We start from the raw sequence: 18,737 nt of genomic DNA on the forward strand, positions 1-18,737 counted from the left end.
GCGGCGCATGCTTGGCGCCGCCGCCCCCTCCAGATTTCCCATCCGACCAGAACGAGAAAGGCGTCCCCGCCCCACTCCGTCCCATCATGAAAATCGAAACCGCCCTGCTTTCGGTGTCCGACAAGACCGGCATCGTTGAATTTGCCCGCGCCCTGGCCGCGCGTGGCGTGCGCCTGCTGTCGACCGGCGGCACCGCCAAGCTGCTTGCCGATTCCGGCCTGACCGTCACCGAAGTGGCCGCCCACACCGGCTCGCCCGAGATCCTGGACGGCCGCGTGAAGACGCTGCACCCGAAGATCCACGGCGGCCTGCTGGCCCGCCGCGACAGCGCCGAGCACATGGACACGATCAAGGCGGCTGGCATCGATCGCATCGACATGCTGGTGGTCAACCTGTATCCGTTCCGCGAGACGGTCGCCAAGCCCGACTGCACGTTTGCCGACGCCGTCGAGAACATCGACATCGGCGGCCCCGCCATGCTGCGCGCTGCCGCCAAGAACCACGGCACCGAAGCCGGCGGCGTGACGGTCGTGATCGACCCGGTCGACTACTCGCGTGTCCTGGCCGAAATGGACAAGGGCGGCTCGACCTCCTACGGCCTGCGCCTGGCGCTGGCCGCCAAGGTCTACGCCCACACGGCCTCGTATGACGGCGCCATCGCCGCCTACCTGACCAGCCTGACCGAAGCCGAACCCGTGCAGGAAGCCGTGCCCGCCCGCAACGAATGGCCCGGCACGCTGACGCTGCAGGTCAAGCAGGAACAAGCCCTGCGCTACGGCGAAAACCCGCATCAAAGCGCCGCCTTCTACGTCGACGCGCAGCGTCCGGCGGGCCTGCTGGGCAACTACCGCCAGCTGCAGGGCAAGGAACTGTCCTACAACAACATCGCCGACGCCGACGCGGCGTGGGAATGCGCGCGCAGCTTCGAGGCGCCCGCTTGCGTCATCGTCAAGCACGCCAATCCGTGCGGCGTGGCCGTGGCCAGCGACACGCTGGGCGCGTACCAGCAAGCCTTCAAGACCGACCCGACGTCGGCCTTTGGCGGCATCATCGCCTTCAACCGCCCGGTTGACGCCGCGACCGCCGAAGCCGTCAGCGCGCAATTCCTGGAAGTGCTGCTGGCCCCGGCCTACGACGGCGCCGCGCTGGCCATCCTGGCCGCCAAGAAGAACGTGCGCGTGCTGGAAGTGCCGATGGGCACGGGCCAGAACGCCTTCGACATCAAGCGCGTGGGCGGCGGCTGGCTGGTGCAGACGCCGGACGCCTACAACGTGCCGCGCGACGCCCTGAAGGTCGTCACCAAGCGCCAGCCCACCGAACAGGAAATGAACGACCTGTCGTTCGCCTGGAAGGTCGCCAAGTACGTCAAGTCCAACGCCATCGTGTTCGTGGGCGGCGGCATGACCCTGGGCGTGGGCGCCGGCCAGATGAGCCGCATCGACTCGGCCCGCATCGCCTCGATCAAGGCGGAAAACGCCGGCCTGACCCTGAAGGGCTCGGCCGTGGCGTCCGACGCGTTCTTCCCGTTCCGCGACGGCCTGGACGTCGTGGTGGCGGCGGGCGCGACCTGCGTGATCCAGCCGGGCGGCAGCGTGCGCGATGACGAAGTCATCGCCGCCGCCGACGAGCACGGCATCGCCATGGTGCTGACCGGCACCCGCCACTTCCGCCACTGATGCGCGTCCTCGGCATCGATCCCGGCCTGCGCCGCACCGGCTTCGGTGTGATCGATGCCGAAGGCTCGCGGCTGCGTTACGTGGCCAGCGGGACCATCGTGGTCCCGCCGGCGCTGACGCTGTCCGAACGCCTGAAGGTCATCCTGGACAATCTGCGCCAGGTGGCCCGCGACACGCAACCCGACGTGGCCGCGCTGGAAATCGTCTTCCTGAACACCAATCCCGCTTCCACCCTGCTGCTCGGGCAGGCGCGCGGCGCGGCGCTGTGCGCGCTGGCCGACAGTTCGCTCGACGTGCACGAATACACCGCCCTGCAGATCAAGAAAGCCGTGGTCGGCACCGGCCGCGCGGCGAAAGAGCAGGTGCAGATGATGGTGCAGCATCTCTTGGCGCTGGACGGCGTGCCCGCCCCCGACTCGGCCGACGCGCTGGCCTGCGCGATCTGCCACGCGCACGTGGGTCCGCTGCAGGACAAGCTGGAACGCCTGGGCAGCGCGCTGCGCATGGGCGGCAAGACCCGCATCCGCAACGGCCGGCTGATCGGCTGATCCCCGTTTTCCCTTTTTCGCTGCGTCACATCACGCCTGCGCGGCCCCGCCCGCTCGTGCGCCCGCACGTATAGAATCCCCGCATCTGCCGCGCATTGCGCGGCTCCACCATTGCCAGGCCTCTCACCATGATCGGAAGAATCACCGGAACCCTGATCGAAAAACTGCCTCCCACGATCTGCGTGGACGTGGGCGGAATCGGGTACGACATCGACGTGCCCATGAGCACGCTGTATTCGCTGCCCGACACGGGCGCGCGCGTCACGCTCTACACGCACCTGACCGTGCGCGAAGACGCGCACATCCTGTATGGCTTTGCCTCGGCCGGCGAGCGCAGCGCGTTCCGCGAGCTCATCAAGGTCAGCGGGATCGGGGCGCGAACCGCGCTGTCGGTGCTGTCGGGTTTGTCGGTCGCGGATCTGGCGCAGGCCATCACGCTGCAGGAGTCGGGCCGCCTGACCCGCGTGCCGGGCATCGGCAAGAAGACCGCGGAACGCCTGCTGCTGGAGATGCGCGGCAAGCTGGGCGCGGACATCGGCGCGACGGCGCACGTCACGCACGACAACCAATCCGACATCCTGAATGCCCTGCTGGCGCTGGGCTACTCCGAGAAGGAATCGCTGTCGGCCCTGAAGACGCTGCCCGAGGGCGTGGGCGTGTCCGACGGCATCAAGCAGGCGCTGAAGGCGCTGGTGCGCTGAGTAATCGCGCTAGGCCGTCTTGCCGTGCTGCAGGTAGCGCGGCGCCACGGCTTCCAGCCCCGTGGGCACCACATGCAGCTCCGGGGCGATCGGCCCGCCGCAGACGTTGTCGCGGCGCAGGGAATCCAGATTGTCGCGCGACATCAGCGGCGTGCCCGGCATGCATTCGAACAGCCGGGCCTGCATGCGACCCACCCCCATCGGGATGCTGATTACGGGTCGCGGATGGCCGCTCCAGGCGGCGCATAGCCGCGCGATCTCGCCCAGCGTGTAGACCTGCGGTCCACCCAGTTCGTAGGTCTTGCCGCAGGTATGCGAGTCGGCCAGCGCCGTCGTCATGGCGGTCACCACGTCGCCCACATAGATGGGCTGCATGCGCGCGTTGGCGCCAGCCAGCGGCAATACCGGCAGCCAGCGCGCCAGCGACGCGAACATATTGGTGAAGTTGTCGTCGGGGCCGAAAAGCACCGACGGGCGGAAGATGGTCCAGCCGATATCGCCGCGGTCTTGGTAGGCCGCCTTGATGGCGGCCTCGCCGTCGCCCTTGGAGCGCTGGTACATGCTGTCGCCGCTGGAATCGGCGCCCAGCGCGCTGACGTGCAACAGGCGACGCACGCCGTGGCGCACGCAGGCCTGCGCAATGCGCTGCGGCAGATGCACGTGGGCCCGCGCGAAGTCCGACCCATATGGCCGGCCCAGATTGCCATGCAGGATGCCCACCAGATTCACGACGGCATCGCAGCCCCGGACCATGCCGTCGAGCGCGGCGTCATCATGGATGTCCGCCTGAAGCAGCGTGACGGTGGGAAGTAATTGCAGGTCGCGTCCGCGTGCAATGAGCCGCGTGGGCACGACGATCTGATGCGGGTCCGCGCAAAGCCGTGCTACCAAGTGGCGGCCGATGAAGCCCGTGCCGCCAATGACAAGGATACGCATGGCGTAGCCTCCGGTTCGTCAGGATCGAGGTTCGATTCTGCCTTGCCAGGTCGGCAGGCGCAAGCGCGCGCAGGGCGCACGCCGCGCGCGCCGCTTGATGCGCGTCAGCCCGCCAGCAGCCGGGCGTAGGCCGGAAGGTCGACGTTGCCGCCGCTGATGATGACGCCGACCCGGGCCCCGCGCACCGGCACCACGTTCTGCATGACGGCCGCCGCGGCCAGGCAGCCCGTGGGTTCCACGACCATCTTCATGCGCTCGGCAAAGAACTTCATGGTCGTGACGAGCTGCTCATCCGTCACCGTGACGATGTCGCGCACGTACTTCTGGATGAGGGGGAACGTGATGTTGCCCAGGTGCGTGGTGGCGGCGCCATCGGCCAGCGTCTTGGGCGCGGGGATTCGGACAATTTCACCCTTGCGCAAGGACTGCTGCCCGTCGTTGCCGGCTTCGGGCTCCACGCCGTACACCAGGCAGCGCGGGCTGAGCGCGAACGCGGACAGGGCCGAGCCCGACAGCAGGCCGCCGCCGCCCAGGCACACGAACAGGTAGTCCAGTTCGCCGACTTCCTCGAACAGCTCCTTGGCGGCGGTGCCCTGCCCCGCGATCACGTCCTCGTGGTCGTATGGCGGGATCAGCGTAGCGCCGGTTTCGGCCTGGATGCGGCGGGCGATGGTCTCGCGGTCTTCGGTGTAGCGGTCGTACGTGACGATCTTGCCGCCGTAGCCTTCCGTGGCCGCGCGCTTGGCCGCGGGCGCGTCCAGCGGCATGATGATCGTGGCCTGAACGCCTTGCAGCTTCGAGGCCAGCGCGATGGCCTGCGCGTGATTGCCCGACGAGAACGTCACCACGCCGGCGGCACGCTGCTCGGGCGTGAGGCGCGCGATGGCGTTGTAGCCGCCCCGGAACTTGAACGCGCCCATGCGCTGGAAGTTCTCGCACTTGAAGAACAGCGACGCGCCGGCGATGGCATCGGCGGTGGCCGAGGTCAGGACGGGCGTGCGGTGTGCGTTGCCGGCCAGGCGCTCGCTGGCGCGCACGACGTCATCATAGGAGGGCAATTCGGGCTGCATGGAATAAGGTCCTTAGATCGCGAGGGGGAAACGAAACCCTCGGATCATAAACCCGTCGCGCGGTTTGCGCGCCGCCCGTTGGCATGACGGCGCGTGGCGCGGATTATTTGCCGAAGAGGTCGCCGGAGCCGCCGGTAGCTGTGCCCGCAGGCGGCGCCAGGCCCAGGTGGCGCCACGTGGTCAGCGTGGCGGTGCGCCCGCGCGGCGTACGCTGCAGGTAGCCGTGCTGGATGAGGTACGGCTCGATGACGTCCTCGATCGTGTCGCGCTCTTCGCCGATGGCAGCGGCCAGGCTGTCCACGCCGACCGGGCCGCCATCGAACTTGTGGACGATGGCTTCGAGCAGCTTCCTGTCCATCAGGTCCAGCCCTTGCGGATCGACTTCCAGCATGGCGAGCGCGCGGCCCGCGACGTCGGCGTCGATCGTGCCGCCCGCCTTGACCTCGGCGTAGTCGCGCACCCGGCGCAGCAGACGGTTGGCGATACGCGGCGTGCCGCGCGCGCGCCGCGCCACCTCGGCTGCGCCGTCCGGCGTGATGACGGCGTTCAACAAGCCAGCGCTGCGCGTCACGATGTGGCCGAGATCGGCAGCGTTGTAGAACTCGAGCCGCGAGACGATGCCGAAGCGGTCGCGCAGCGGATTGGTCAGCATGCCGGCGCGCGTCGTGGCGCCTACCAGCGTGAAGGGCTGCAGATCCAGCTTCACGCTGCGCGCGGCCGGGCCTTCGCCGATCAGGATGTCGATCTGGAAGTCTTCCAGCGCCGGGTAGAGGATTTCCTCGACGACGGGCGACAGGCGATGGATTTCGTCGATGAAGAGGACGTCGTTCTTTTCCAGGTTGGTCAGCAGCGCGGCCAGGTCGCCCGGGCGTTCAAGGACCGGGCCTGAAGTCTGGCGCAACTGCACGCCCATTTCGTGGGCGATGATGTGCGCGAGCGTGGTCTTGCCCAGGCCCGGCGGGCCGAAGAGCAGGACGTGATCCAGGGCCTCGCCGCGCTTTTTGGCCGCGGCGATGAAGATCTCGAGCTGTTCGCGGGCGCGCTGCTGCCCGACGTACTCCTGTAACGCCTTGGGCCGCAACGCGCGTTCGATCGACTCCTCGTTGGGCGACACCGGCTGCGGCGCCACGATGCGAGGGGCGTCGGGACGGGAGGAAAGCGAATCGGACTGGATGGCCATGGTGCGGGGTACGGGCAAAGGACGAAGCAGGATGAATCGTACCGTAGCCCGGCCCGCCCCGGGGCCGCCCCGAGGACACGTCGATCAGGCGGCCTGCGGTCAGGCGGCCTGCGGTCAGGCAGCCTGGGACAGCGGCAGACGCACGCGCACGCACAGCCCGCCGGATTCGGCCTCGCGCAGTTCGAGCGATCCGCCGTGCGCCCGCGCGATGGCCTCGGCCAGGGCCAGGCCCAGGCCCACGCTGCCCGTGCGGGTGCGCGCGTCGTCCAGCCGGCTGAACGGCCGCAACGCCTCCAGGCGGCGTTCGGGCACGATGCCCGGTCCATGGTCGGCCACGTCCAGCACCGCGTGCCCTTCTTCACGGCGCAGCGCGATGTCCACCGGCGGCGCGCCGTGGTTCAGCGCGTTGCCGATCAGGTTGTCCAGCAGACGGCCCAACGCCACGGCGTCGGCCTGCACCACCGCCCCGCTGGCATCCTGGGCGGTGTCCAGGCCGATGGCGGTGCCGGCGCCCTGCCAGGCGCCCACGCGCTCGGTCAGCCATTCGGCCAGCACGATGGGCGCATAGCGGTAGGCCGCCGGATCGGTGCCGCGCACGAAGCCGATGAACTGATCCACCATGTGCTGCATGTCGCGCAGGTCGGTGCGCAGGCCTTCCTTCAGCGTGGAATCGTCGGCCATTTCAACGCGCAGCCACATGCGCGACAGCGGCCCCTTCAAGTCATGCGGCAGACCGGAAAGCAGGGTGCGCCGCACCGAGTCGGACTCGGACAACGCATCCAGCATGGCGTTGAAGCGTTCGCCCAGCACGCGGGTTTCATGCGGCCCCGAGGGCTCCACGCGCTGCGGCTGGCCGGCGGCCAACTGGTCCGCGGCATCGGCAAGGCGCGTGATCGGCCGCGTGATGTGCCACGAAAAACCCACGGCCAGGAGCAGCAGCAGGCCCAGACCGCCAAGCCAGGCGGCGATGAAGGGCGTGGCCACGGGCGGGTCCAGCCGTTCCAGCGGAATGACCAGCCACTCGCGCAGCCGCGGGGCGTCTTCGGTGGCAGGGTTGGGCGCCAGCGAAATGAAGATTTCCGGCGTGGGGCCGCGCGACAACGCCACGCGCGTGCCATCGTTCAGGCGTTCGTTGAGTTGCTGGACCAGCACGCGCAGATCGCGGCGGATGTCGTCGGGCTCGGGCTTGTAGCGGCGGTTGGACTCCTCGCGGTCGCGGGCCCCGTCGCCGGTGCGCTGCGCGTCGCCGCGCCCGTCGGCCTGGGCGGCGTGCGTGTCGCGCTCGTCGTCGCGGACTTCGGGCGGCGGAGGCGGCGGCGGTCCGTGAAATTGGGCATCCTGGGAGGACGGCGGCGATGGCGGCGGGCGCGGCGCGGCGCGTGGCGGTGGCGGACGGCGGCCGTTGAAGCGCTGCAGCTTGGCTTCGGCGGGCAGCACACGCGACCACAACCGCCACTGGTTCTGCGACGCGGCCCGCACGAAATCGGCGCGGTCTTCGGCCGGCACCTGGGATACGGCGGCGCGTAGCGTGCGGATGGTGGTGACGATATAGCCGATGGCCACGTCTTCCATGAACTTGTGCCGGAAGTACGACACGGTCACCAACGTGGCGGCCTGCGTCAGCAGGACGGATCCCAGGATCAGCAGGATCAGCCGTGCCCGCAGCGAGCGGGGCACCAGAATGCCGGGGGAAAAGCGCATCAGGGCGAGAACCGGTAGCCGATGCCCCAGACGGTCTGAATCCAGCGCGGCTGCTTGGGATCGTCTTCGATGACGCGGCGCAGGCGCAGGATTGCGATGTCGATCGCGCGGTCGTTGCGCTCGCCGGCGTCGTCGTCGCGGGCCAGCGCCAGCAGGCGTTCGCGCGACAGCGGCTTGCCGGCGTTGCGCACCAGGGCTTCAAGCAGGTTGATCTCGCCGCCCGTCAGCTTGACGACGGTGCCGTCGCGGGACAGCTGACGCGTGGACGGATCGAACACGAACGGGCCGAACGAGACCGGCGCGTCCTTGGTGAGCGCGGACGGGCCGCGCTTGCGGCGCAGCACGGCCTCGATGCGGGCCAGCAGTTCGCGGGGATCGAAAGGCTTGCCGACGTAGTCGTCGGCGCCGGCCTCCAGGCCGATGATGCGGTCCACGGCTTCGTCGCGCGCGGTCAGCAGGATGACGGGAATGTCCTCGCCCTGCTCGCGCAGGCGGCGGCAGGCATCGGCGCCGTCGCCGCCGGGCAGCATGCGGTCGAGCACCAGCAGATCGGGCGCGTAACGGGTAATGCGCGAGGAAAGGTCGGTCGCGTCCGGGGCAAGCAAAGTGTCGTAGCCATGCCGGTTCAGGTAGTCGGCCAGCAATTGGCGCAGCGCCGGATCGTCGTCGACGACCAACAGCTTGGTGTGGGAATTGTCCATGGGCGTCATAGTGCGGCGCGTCGCCGTCGCCCGCAAGGGGCGGGAAATCATCTGAAATATACCCGTTGCACGATGTACGGATGATGTGTCGGGCTTTTTGCAACGGGGGGCCCCTCGCCCCCGAACTGGCCCTAGAATGTCGCTTCGCCTGCCGCCCTTCGTGGACTTTCCTAAAGATCGTTTACAGATGCCCGGCAGGGTGCTCCCTACACTGTCCCCATGGCCGCCACAGCTAACCCCTGGCGCAGAGGGCTGTTGCACGCGGCGCTGACGGCGGGCCTGGCCTGGCCGCTGGCGCCCGCTTTTGGTGACGAGCCCGACGTGTCCCCTTTTACTTGGACGCCGCCCCCGGCGGGCGACGTTACGCGCGTGGCGCGCGGCATCGGCGTGCTCTCGCCGGTTCAATCGCTGCCGGTGCGCCCCGCCCCGTCGCTGGAAGATCGGGCCGTGCCGCTCGACCCGACGCCGTGCGACCTGCACGCGACGGAACCCGGCATGGACACTACGGTGCGCGATGGTGCTGACGACCCTGCCGAAGGCTTCATCCCCGGCACCGGCATGGGCCTGACGGGCAACGCGCCGACGGTCCCGCTGTCCTGCGATCCCCTGGCAACGCCGGCTTCCGCCGTCGACACCCCCCCGGACTACTCGTTTGCACTGGAAGACGGCGATCTCCCGAAAATACCCGTGGTGGTGATTTCCGGGGTTTCCCGCCCCTCGCGCCCCTGGTTCTCGTCCGTCGGCGGACTGGATGGCCTGCGCTATGGCGGCAGCCGCAACTGGGTCTACAACAACACCGTCGGCCCTTCCCTCACCGTGGGCAACGTCAATCCGAATGCGCCCGCGTGGGGCAGCGGCGCGCCGGTGGGCGGACTGCAGATCGCCAACTGGGGCGGCAGCGGCGCCACGTTGCCCGAGGGCAGCTTCGGCTACTCGTCATCGGTGGGCAAACTGAACCTGATGGACCCGGCCGCCAAGTCCGGGGCCGTGGACTACGGCGCGTCCGTCGGCAGCGGCAGCGTGCGCTACGGGCTGACGCCGGTGGTGACGGTCGAAGGCCAGATGCAGAGCGCCCCGTCCCTGACCACGCGCGGCGTGGGCACCACGTACAACGCCGGCGAGTTCGGCACCTTCCGGGCCGGCGCCACGCAAAGCACCTTCGATGCGGCCAGCGGCTACCGCTACCGCTTCGGCTACAGCATCGACGTGGCCGACACGGTGACGCTGGGCTACACCAACGAGCAGATCGGCGCAGGCTACGGCGACCTGTCCACCTATTCCGACGGCGTCGCGTCCACGGCCCAGACGCGCAATACCGTATCGGCGGGCGTCCCGCTGTCCGGCTGGGGTACGCTGAGCGGCACGTATTCCGGGCTGCGCGAAGGCTCGGTCCTGGCCGAGCAGCGCGTGGGCCTGTCCCACAGCATGTTCGTGGCTCCGAAGGTCAAGCTGGCCGTCGGCGCCGACCGCGACATCGTGACGGGCGACTACGGCTGGCGCGCCAACCTGAGCATGCCCGTCGACACCTTCATGCGCGGCACCTGGCTCAGCTGGTAAGTGCCGGATAGCGTGGCCAAAATCTCCCTCGGGAACGGGCGGCCGGGATTTGGGGCTTAAAATCGCTGCCATGATGCTTCCGGCCTACCCCCATGTCTGACGCGCGCGCCCTCGGCGTGTTGCAGCGCGTTTTCGGTTACGAATCCTTCCGCGGCGACCAGCAAGCCATTGTCGAACAGGTGATCGGCGGCGGCGATGCGCTCGTTCTCATGCCCACGGGCGGCGGCAAGTCGCTCTGTTACCAGATCCCCTCGCTGGTGCGTGAAGGCACCGGCATCGTCGTGTCGCCCCTGATCGCGCTGATGCAGGACCAGGTCGACGCGCTGACCGAACTGGGCGTGCGCGCGGCGTTCCTGAATTCCACGCAGGATTGGCGGGTGGCGCGCGAAGTTGAACAGGCTTTTCTGGATGGCGAGCTCGACCTGCTCTACGTCGCCCCCGAACGCCTGCTGACCGACCGCTGCCTGCAATTGCTGGACCGCGGCCGCATCGCCCTGTTCGCCATCGACGAAGCGCACTGCGTATCGCAGTGGGGTCATGACTTCCGGCCCGAATACCTGGGCCTGTCCATGCTCCACGAGCGCTGGCCCGACGTGCCGCGCATCGCGCTCACGGCCACCGCCACCGCCGTCACCCGCACCGAGATCGCGCAGCGCCTGTCCCTGGATGAAGCGCGCCATTTCGTCTCGAGCTTCGACCGTCCCAACATCCGCTACCGCATCGTCGAAAAGAACGAGGTGCGCAAGCAGTTGCTGGACATGATCCGCACCGAGCACGAAGGCGAATCCGGCGTGGTGTACTGCCTGTCGCGCGCCCGGGTCGAAGAAACGGCCGAATTCCTGTGCAATCAGGGCATCGATGCGATGCCGTACCACGCGGGCCTCAGCCCCCAGATCCGGGCGGCCAACCAATCGCGCTTCCTGCGCGAGGACGGCGTGGTCATGGTGGCCACCATTGCGTTCGGCATGGGCATCGACAAGCCCGACGTGCGCTTCGTGGCCCACATCGACCTGCCCAAGTCCGTCGAAGGCTACTACCAGGAAACCGGCCGGGCCGGCCGCGACGGCCTGCCCGCCACGGCGTGGCTGGCCTATGGCCTGCAAGACGTGGTGCAGCAGCGCCGCATGATCGACGAATCGCCCGGCGACGAATCCTATCGCCGGCGCCTGGGCCAGCAGCTCGACGCCATGCTGGGCCTGTGCGAAACGGTGGAATGCCGGCGCGTGCGGCTGCTGGCTTACTTTGGGCAGCAGATCACCGCCTGCGGCAATTGCGACGTCTGTCTGGATCCGCCGCAGGCGTGGGACGGCACGGTGGCGGCGCAGAAGGTGCTGTCAGCCGTGTACCGGCTCTGGAAAGAACGCGGCCAGCGCTACGGCGCCGGCCACATTATCGACATCCTGCGCGGCAAGGTCACCGACCGCACCAAGCAGCATGGCCACGAGTCGCTCAGCGTGTTCGGCGTGGGCGCCGACCTCTCCGACACCGCGTGGCGTGGTGTGCTGCGCCAGCTGTTGGCGCAGGGCCTGCTGACCGTGGACAACGAAGGCTTCGGCACGCTGGCCCTGACCGAAGGCAGCCGCGCGGTGCTCAAGGGCGAGCACCAGCTCATGCTGCGGCGCGAATCCGAAAAGAAGCCGCGTTCCGGCAAGACGGGCAGCGGACGGCCCAAGGCGGCGGCGATCGACCTGCCGGCCGAACTGCAGCCGGTGTTCGAGGCACTGCGCGCCTGGCGCGGCGAAGTCGCCAAGAGCCACGGCGTGCCTGCCTACGTGATCTTCCACGACGCCACGCTGCGCGAGATCGCGCTGGCGCAGCCCGAGTCCATGGACGAACTGAGCCACATCAACGGCGTGGGGGCCCGCAAGCTGGAAGCCTACGGCGAAGAAATCCTGCAGCGGGTGGCGCGGCCGGTGCTGTAGCGCCCGGACAGCGCCAGAAGCCCGGGCGGAATGCCGGCCCGGCAATCCGCCCCGCCTTGAATCGCTTAGTACGACGGCGGCGGCAGCAGCGGCACGGGGCGGCGCTCCTTGCCGAAGACCGACCGGTACGCCAGGATGTTGAACACCAGCACCACCGGAATCCCCACGACGGCGCCCGCCATCACGAGCCGCATCGAGCCCAGCGCGCCCGCGCCGTCCCACAGCGTCATGTCGTCCAGGATCAGGTACGGGAACAGGCTGTACGCCAGCCCGCTCAGCATCAGCAGGAACAGCGCCACCGTCAGCACAAAAGGCAGCCAGCTGAAGCGGTCGGCGCGGCCCGGCAGCCGCGCCAGCAGCATTTCCGCGGCCACGAAGCCGGCCAGCATCAGCACCCACACCGACGCCGCAAGGCTCAGGTGGGCAATGTTGCTCCACTTGTAGAAGATGCCGGCGTTGGCCAGGCCCAGCGTGACCGCGATCGACACCATGCCCACGGCGGTCCAGCGGATGGCGTGGCGCGCCCAGTTGGCCGCGCGGCGCTGCAGGTCGCCCTCGACACGCATGACGAGCCACGACGCGCCCAGCAACACGTACGCGGCCACCGCGCACAGGCCCACGAACATCGCAAACCAGCCATAACCCGCGTCGGACTGGTAGCCCGTGGCGATGCGGCCAAGCAGCGTGCCCTGGCCGAACGCGGTGATGACCGAGCCGATCCAGAATGCGAAGATCCAGCGCGGCTTCATTTCGTTGCGGGCGCGGATGCGGAATTCGAAGGCGACGCTGCGCAGCACCACGCCCAGCACCATGAACGTCAGCGGCCCATAAAGTTTGCCCAGCACGGCGCCCCAGGCGAACGGGAACGCCGCCGCAAACAGCCCCATGCCCAGCAGCAGCCAGAACTCGTTGGCGTCGCGCCACGGGCTGAGCAGGCTCATCATGCGGCCGCGCTCGTGTTCCGGCGCGATCTGCAGCAGGATGCCCACGCCGAGGTCGAAGCCGTCCAGAACCATGCCCGCGGCAATCACGACAAACAGCAGCGCCATGAAGGCGAGCGGCATCCAGAACGAAGGATCGTCGGGGCTCAGGCCTTGCGACGCAGCCAGCATGGCGATCATGGCGCACCTCCGCTCAGCTTGCGCACAGGCACGACGCCGTAGCGCGCCGCATGGAACAGCATGCCGGCGAACGCGGCCAGCAGCAGCGCGTACAGCAGTCCGTAGCCGGCCAGCCCGTACAGCACGGTGCTGGAGGGCACGGAGCCCAGGACCTCGGATTGCGTAACGGTGCCGTTCACGACAAAAGGCTGCAGCCCGATGATGGAGACCCACCAGCCGGCCACGACGGCGATGCCGCCGGAGAACATCATGCCGCACAGGACCCGCTGCCACCACGGCGGGAGGACCGACGGGTCCATGCCGCGCCGGAACGTCCACAGGAAGGTCACGCACGCCACGGCCAGCATCAGCAGCCCCAGGCCGACGGCCACGCGCAGCGACCAGAAGGTCAGCGCCACCGGCGGCAGCATGCCCGAATATTTGTCCAGGCCCTGGTAGGTGCCGTCCGCATTGCGATGCAGCCACATGCCCCCGGCGTTGTTGATCGTGAGGTCGCCTTCGTTGACGTGCCCGCGCGCGTCGGGCCAGCCGAACAGCACCAGTTGCGGCACGGGGCCGCTTTCCCAGAAGCCCGCCGCGGCAGCGGCCTTGGCCGGTTGCAGCTTGGCCATCATCTGACCCGCGCCGGTCGCCACGGGCACCTGCAGGAACGCGGCCACCACGGCCACCACGAGCGCCGTCTTGAACGCGCTGCGCTCGCCCTCGCCCAGCGGCCGCCGCAACGACTGCAGCGCGGTCACGCCCATCATGAGGAACGACGCGGCCAGCGCCGCACCGACCATCACCACGGCCATGCGCCAGCCGACCGAGGGATTGAGCACGACCTTGTGCCAGTCATAGACCTGGTAGCGGCCGTCGACCAGCAGCGCGCCGTCCGGCGTCTGCATCCACGATTGCAGGGCAAGCACCCAGAACACGGCGACGAGCTGCCCGGCCGCCACCATCAGGACGGCCAGCGTGTGCGCGCCATCGGACACGCGGCGTTGGCCGAACAGCATGACGCCCAGGAAACAGGACTTGAGGATGAAGACGGACAGGATGCCGTAACCCAGCAGCGGACCGGCCACGTTGCCGATCTTGTCCATCAGGCCCGCCCACAGGCTGCCGATCTGGATCAGGACGGGCACGCTGGCGGCTAGCGTCAACACGAAGGACAGCGCAAAGATGCGGACCCAGAAGCGGTAGGCCGCCGTCCAGCCACCGTGGCTGGACCACCGGGCCCGGATCTTGAAGAACAGCAGCACCCAGGCCAGCGCCAGAGAGACGGCTAGGAAAAGCGCCAGGAAGCTAAGGCTGGCCACAAACTGCGCCCGGGCCAGGGATAGGGTCGAGATATCCATAATGGCCCGTAGTGTAGAGCCAGTTACATGACTATGGGGGCCGATCGAAACCGGTTGAAGGCGTGGCAAAAATGGCCGCGCTGCGGAACGTGGCAAAATTGACGCTTTGTCGCTGCTTTTTCCTATTCTTTCAAGAATGACCACCGCCCCGACGCCGACCCCCGCCGCATCAAACTTCCTGCTCAACATCGTCCAAGACGACCTCGAAGCCAACCGCTTCCAGGGCAAGCGCTGGGCGGGCAAGCCTGGCCCGGCGGCCATGCAGCAGCAGGGAGACGCGGACCCGGCGCGCATCCGCACGCGTTTTCCGCCGGAGCCCAACGGCTACCTGCACATCGGCCACGCCAAGAGCATCTGCGTGAACTTCGGCCTGGCGCGCGACTTCGGCGGCGTCTGTCACCTGCGTTTCGACGACACCAACCCCGAGAAAGAAGACCAGGAATACGTCGACGCCATCATCGAGGCCGTCCACTGGCTGGGCTTTGACTGGAAGGCCGACGGCCGCGAGAACCTGTACTTCGCCAGCGACTACTTCGGCTATATGTATGAGTTTGCCGAAGCCCTCGTCGAAGCCGGCCACGCCTACGTCGACGAACAGAGCGCAGAAGAAATCCGCGCCAACCGCGGCACGCTGACCGAACCCGGCACGGATTCGCCCTGGCGCAACCGCCCGGCCGCCGAGTCCATCGCGCTGCTGCGCGAAATGCGCGACGGCAAGCATCCGGACGGCAGCCTGGTGCTGCGCGCCAAGATCAACATGGCGTCGCCCAACATCAACCTGCGCGACCCGGTCATGTATCGCGTCCGCCACGCCACGCACCATCGCACCGGCGACCAGTGGTGCATCTACCCGATGTACAGCTGGGCGCACCCGGTGGAAGACGCGCTGGAAGGCATCACGCACAGCGTCTGCACGCTTGAATTTGAAGACCAGCGCCCGTTCTACGACTGGATCCTGACGCGCCTGGCCGAACTGGGCAAGCTGGCCCAGCCGCTGCCGCACCAGTACGAATTTGCCCGCCTGAACCTGAGCTACGTCGTCACCAGCAAGCGCAAGCTGCTGCAGTTGGTGAAGGAAGGCCATGTGGACGGCTGGGACGACCCGCGCATGCCCACCATTTTCGGCCTGCGCCGCCGCGGCTACACGCCCGCGTCGATCCGCCTGTTCTGCGACCGCACCGCCGTCTCCAAGTCCGATTCGCGCATCGACTACAGCCTGCTCGAGCAGGCCGTGCGCGACGACTTGGATCCCATCGCCGCCCGTTCGGTGGCCGTGCTGGACCCGATCAAGCTGGTCATCACCAACTACCCGGAAGGCCAGACCGAGACCTGCACCGCGCCGCGCAATCCGCACGACCCCGAAGCCGGGGTGCGCGAGTTCCCGCTGTCGCGCGAGTTGTGGATCGAGCGCGACGACTTCCGCGAGGAAGCGCCCAAGAAGTATTTCCGCCTGTTCCCGGGCAACACGGTGCGTCTGAAGTACGGCTATGTCGTGCGCTGCACCGGCTTCACCAAGAACGAGGCCGGCGAGGTCGTCGAAGTGCAGGCCGAATACCTGCCGGACACCAAGAGCGGCACCCCGGGCGCTGACAGCGTCAAGGTCAAAGGCAACATCACCTGGGTCAGCGCGGCGCACGCGGTGCCCGCGCAGATTCACCTGTACGACCGCCTGTTCGCGGATCCGCGTCCGGACGGCGGCGACAAGGACTTCCTGGCCTGCCTGAACCCCAACTCCAAGCAGACCGTCACGGCCTGGCTGGAACCGGGCACGGTGGCCACGCCGGGCGCGACCTGGCAGTTCGAGCGCCTGGGCTACTTCACGGCTGACCTGAAGGACTCGACGCCCGACGCGCCGGTGCTGAACCGCATCGTGACCCTGCGCGATTCGTGGGTGCAAGGCTGACGCGCCCGCGTGCGCAATACCGGGAAAAGGCGCCTTGTGGCGCCTTTTTCTTTCGCCCTGCGCCCGGCGCAGGCCGCCCCCGGCGGGTTATCATCCCCGACATCCCGCAGCCGGTTGCGCGCGCTGTTTTCCGCCGCCCGGACCGCCAGCCACAATCAAGATGAACACTGAATCCCTAGCCCTGGACTTCAAGAGCGCCACCCTGTATGCCATCCGGGTGGTTTTGCATAGCGCCGATCCCGAACGCCTGAACGCAGCGCTGGCCAAGCGCATGGCGGATGCCGGCAGCTTCTTTGAAAACGAACCCGTCGTCATCGACGCCAGCCGGGTCGAGGAAACGATCGACTGGCCGGCGCTGGTCGCGTCGCTGCGCGGCCACAACCTGCCTCCGATCGGCGTGGTGGCCGAAGGCGCCAATCTGCAAGCCGCGCGCGATGCCGGCCTGACCCCGGTCGAACTGTCCACGCCTGCCGCGCGCCCCGCCCCCGTGGTGGACACCGCGCCCCCGAACGATGTCGCGACGCCCGTGCCGTCCGTGCCGGCCGCCGCCGTCGAGATCGCGCCCGCACCCACCGACACGTCGGCGCTTGCCGCGCAGACGTCTGCCGCCGATACCGCGGCGCAGGACAAGACGGGCGCCGCTGACGTTGCCGATGCAAAGGCCGATACGCAGGCCGAAAAGCCCGCAGCCGACGCCGATCCCCTGCCCGCCCGCGCGGCCAGCAGCACCACGTCCGCGCCCAGCCCGACGGCCGCCGCCCCGCACTCGTCGTCGGCGCTGGTGATCACGCGGCCGCTGCGCTCGGGCCAGCGCGTTTACGCGCGGCATACGGATCTGGTGGTGATCGGCATGGTCAGCCAGGGCGCCGAAGTCATCGCCGACGGCAACGTGCACGTTTACGGTCCGCTGCGCGGCAAGGCCATGGCCGGCGCGCGCGGCGACACGTCGGCGCGCATCTTCACGACGCACCTGGATGCGGAATTGCTGGCCGTCGCGGGCGTCTACCGCGTGGTCGAAGACAAGCTCGATGGCACGCTGCAGAACCAGCCTGCGCTGGTCCGCCTGGATGGCGACACGCTGCGCATCGAAGCGCTGAAGGCCTGATGCCGCGCCCGGGGCGCGGCATCCTGCGAGACGGCGGCGCGGCCGCGGCCCGCTCAAATCTCAACACATCCTGTAAGAAGCCTTACACGGGCTTTTTGCTTTACGATAACGCGATTTATTCGAACATAAGGGTTTGATCGTCATGACACGCATTGTTGTGGTGACTTCCGGCAAAGGCGGCGTGGGCAAAACCACGACGAGCGCCAGTTTTTCCGCGGGCCTCGCGATGCGGGGCCACAAGACCGCTGTCATCGACTTCGACGTCGGCCTGCGCAACCTCGACCTCATCATGGGTTGCGAGCGTCGCGTGGTGTATGACTTCGTCAATGTGATCCAGGGCGAAGCGACCCTCAAGCAAGCGCTCATCAAGGACAAGCAGCTTGAAAACCTTTTCATCCTGCCCGCCTCGCAAACGCGCGACAAGGATGCGCTGACGCAGGAAGGCGTGGAAAAGGTCATCAATGACCTGAAGGAAATGGGTTTCGACTACATCGTCTGCGATTCGCCCGCCGGCATCGAAACCGGCGCGCTGATGGCCGCGTATTTTGCGGATGACGCGCTGGTGGTGACCAACCCGGAAGTCTCGTCGGTGCGTGACTCGGACCGCATCCTGGGCATCCTGGCCGCCAAGTCCAAGCGCGCGGTCGAGGGCGACGAGCCGGTCAAGGAATACCTGCTGCTGACCCGCTACAACCCCAAGCGCGTGTCCGACGGCGAGATGCTGTCGCTGACCGACATCGAGGACATCCTGCGCATCAAGCTCATCGGCGTGATTCCCGAATCGGAAGCCGTGCTGCAGGCGTCGAACCAGGGCCTGCCGGCCATTCACCTGAAAGACACCGACGTCTCGGAAGCCTACAAGGACGTCGTCAGCCGTTACCTTGGCGAAGACAAGGCCCTGCGCTTTACCGACTACGAAAAGCCGGGTTTCCTGAAACGCCTGTTCGGAGGCAAGTAAGCGATGTCCTTCCTGTCGTTTCTGCTCGGTCAAAAGAAGACCTCCGCGTCCGTCGCCAAAGAACGGTTGCAGATCATCCTTGCCCACGAGCGTGGCCGCGGGGATTCGCCCGATTACCTGCCGCAGCTTCAGCAGGAACTGATCGCGGTCATCTCCAAGTACGTGAAGATCAATCCTGAAGACATCAAGGTGCACCTGGAACGCCAGGACACGCTGGAAGTGTTGGAAGTGAAGATCGAAATGCCGCAAAACGAGACGTGACGTCTCTGCTGTGCGCCGGCCTTGCCGGCGCGCGTTGCGCATAAAAAACGCCCGGCA

At 67.9% G+C, this 18,737-nt stretch carries 16 protein-coding genes; 9 read left to right on the forward strand and 7 right to left on the reverse strand.

Going from position 1 to position 18,737, the window contains the following annotated elements; genetic code table 11:
- The first annotated feature begins 86 nt into the window (after nt 1-86).
- From purH to ruvA, 3 genes are all read left to right on the forward strand, one after another.
- On the forward strand, nt 87-1,676 hold the full coding sequence (gene purH, locus HV681_RS11545) for a bifunctional phosphoribosylaminoimidazolecarboxamide formyltransferase/IMP cyclohydrolase (protein ID WP_175123197.1): 1,590 nt from the start codon (nt 87-89) through the stop codon (nt 1,674-1,676).
- Nucleotides 1,676-2,224 (forward strand): crossover junction endodeoxyribonuclease RuvC, encoded by a 549-nt coding sequence (gene ruvC / locus HV681_RS11550; RefSeq protein ID WP_142050713.1) that lies wholly within the window; start codon nt 1,676-1,678, stop codon nt 2,222-2,224. The genes purH and ruvC overlap by 1 nt, the downstream gene beginning before the upstream one ends.
- Nucleotides 2,225-2,352: 128 nt before the next feature.
- On the forward strand, nt 2,353-2,925 hold the full coding sequence (ruvA, locus tag HV681_RS11555) for a Holliday junction branch migration protein RuvA (protein WP_175123198.1): 573 nt from the start codon (nt 2,353-2,355) through the stop codon (nt 2,923-2,925).
- 9 nt (nt 2,926-2,934) lie between these two features.
- Here the strand turns inward: ruvA and HV681_RS11560 are convergent, their stop codons facing one another.
- The 5 genes from HV681_RS11560 to HV681_RS11580 all read right to left on the reverse strand — a co-directional run bounded on the left by HV681_RS11560 (nt 2,935) and on the right by HV681_RS11580 (nt 8,513).
- On the reverse strand, nt 2,935-3,861 hold the full coding sequence (locus HV681_RS11560) for a complex I NDUFA9 subunit family protein (protein ID WP_175123199.1): 927 nt from the start codon (nt 3,859-3,861) through the stop codon (nt 2,935-2,937).
- Between the two features lie 104 nt (nt 3,862-3,965).
- Nucleotides 3,966-4,931, reverse strand: a complete 966-nt coding sequence (locus tag HV681_RS11565) for a threo-3-hydroxy-L-aspartate ammonia-lyase (RefSeq protein WP_175123200.1) — start codon at nt 4,929-4,931, stop codon at nt 3,966-3,968.
- 103 nt (nt 4,932-5,034) lie between these two features.
- On the reverse strand, nt 5,035-6,111 hold the full coding sequence (gene ruvB / locus HV681_RS11570) for a Holliday junction branch migration DNA helicase RuvB (protein ID WP_175123201.1): 1,077 nt from the start codon (nt 6,109-6,111) through the stop codon (nt 5,035-5,037).
- Between the two features lie 114 nt (nt 6,112-6,225).
- Entirely contained in the window at nt 6,226-7,812 is a 1,587-nt protein-coding gene (locus tag HV681_RS11575; protein WP_175123202.1) for a sensor histidine kinase, read from the reverse strand.
- Complete coding sequence (locus tag HV681_RS11580; RefSeq protein WP_008158717.1) at nt 7,812-8,513, reverse strand: response regulator; 702 nt, start codon at nt 8,511-8,513, stop codon at nt 7,812-7,814. Before HV681_RS11580 ends, HV681_RS11575 begins: the two co-directional genes overlap by 1 nt.
- Nucleotides 8,514-8,732: 219 nt before the next feature.
- Here HV681_RS11580 and HV681_RS11585 point away from each other — a divergent pair, with 219 nt between their 5' ends.
- Complete coding sequence (locus tag HV681_RS11585) at nt 8,733-10,070, forward strand: fimbria/pilus outer membrane usher protein (RefSeq protein WP_414631973.1); 1,338 nt, start codon at nt 8,733-8,735, stop codon at nt 10,068-10,070.
- 92 nt (nt 10,071-10,162) lie between these two features.
- Nucleotides 10,163-11,992 (forward strand): DNA helicase RecQ, encoded by a 1,830-nt coding sequence (gene recQ, locus HV681_RS11590; protein ID WP_175123203.1) that lies wholly within the window; start codon nt 10,163-10,165, stop codon nt 11,990-11,992.
- Nucleotides 11,993-12,057: 65 nt separating this feature from the next.
- On the opposite strand, the gene HV681_RS11595 is transcribed toward recQ, so the two are convergent.
- Both HV681_RS11595 and HV681_RS11600 read right to left on the reverse strand, forming a co-directional pair.
- Nucleotides 12,058-13,113: a cytochrome d ubiquinol oxidase subunit II gene (locus HV681_RS11595; protein ID WP_175123204.1), complete on the reverse strand. Its 1,056-nt coding sequence runs from the start codon at nt 13,111-13,113 to the stop codon at nt 12,058-12,060.
- Nucleotides 13,110-14,453: a cytochrome ubiquinol oxidase subunit I gene (locus tag HV681_RS11600; protein WP_175123205.1), complete on the reverse strand. Its 1,344-nt coding sequence runs from the start codon at nt 14,451-14,453 to the stop codon at nt 13,110-13,112. The genes HV681_RS11595 and HV681_RS11600 overlap by 4 nt, the downstream gene beginning before the upstream one ends.
- Nucleotides 14,454-14,589: 136 nt before the next feature.
- Between HV681_RS11600 and HV681_RS11605 the strand changes: the two genes are divergently transcribed.
- From HV681_RS11605 to minE, 4 genes are all read left to right on the forward strand, one after another.
- Nucleotides 14,590-16,356, forward strand: a complete 1,767-nt coding sequence (locus tag HV681_RS11605; RefSeq protein WP_175123206.1) for a glutamine--tRNA ligase/YqeY domain fusion protein — start codon at nt 14,590-14,592, stop codon at nt 16,354-16,356.
- 160 nt (nt 16,357-16,516) lie between these two features.
- Nucleotides 16,517-17,461 carry a septum site-determining protein MinC gene (gene minC, locus HV681_RS11610; protein WP_175123207.1) on the forward strand — a complete coding sequence of 315 codons (945 nt, stop codon included), beginning with the start codon at nt 16,517-16,519 and terminating at the stop codon, nt 17,459-17,461.
- A gap of 142 nt (nt 17,462-17,603) precedes the next feature.
- The gene (minD, locus tag HV681_RS11615) at nt 17,604-18,419 is read left to right on the forward strand and encodes a septum site-determining protein MinD (RefSeq protein WP_008158705.1); all 816 of its coding nucleotides are present in this window, start codon (nt 17,604-17,606) and stop codon (nt 18,417-18,419) included.
- 3 nt (nt 18,420-18,422) lie between these two features.
- Entirely contained in the window at nt 18,423-18,680 is a 258-nt protein-coding gene (gene minE, locus HV681_RS11620) for a cell division topological specificity factor MinE (protein ID WP_006217654.1), read from the forward strand.
- Nucleotides 18,681-18,737 lie beyond the last annotated feature (57 nt).

Source organism: Achromobacter animicus (assembly GCF_902859585.1).
Classification (GTDB): Bacteria; Pseudomonadota; Gammaproteobacteria; order Burkholderiales; family Burkholderiaceae_B; genus Achromobacter; species Achromobacter animicus.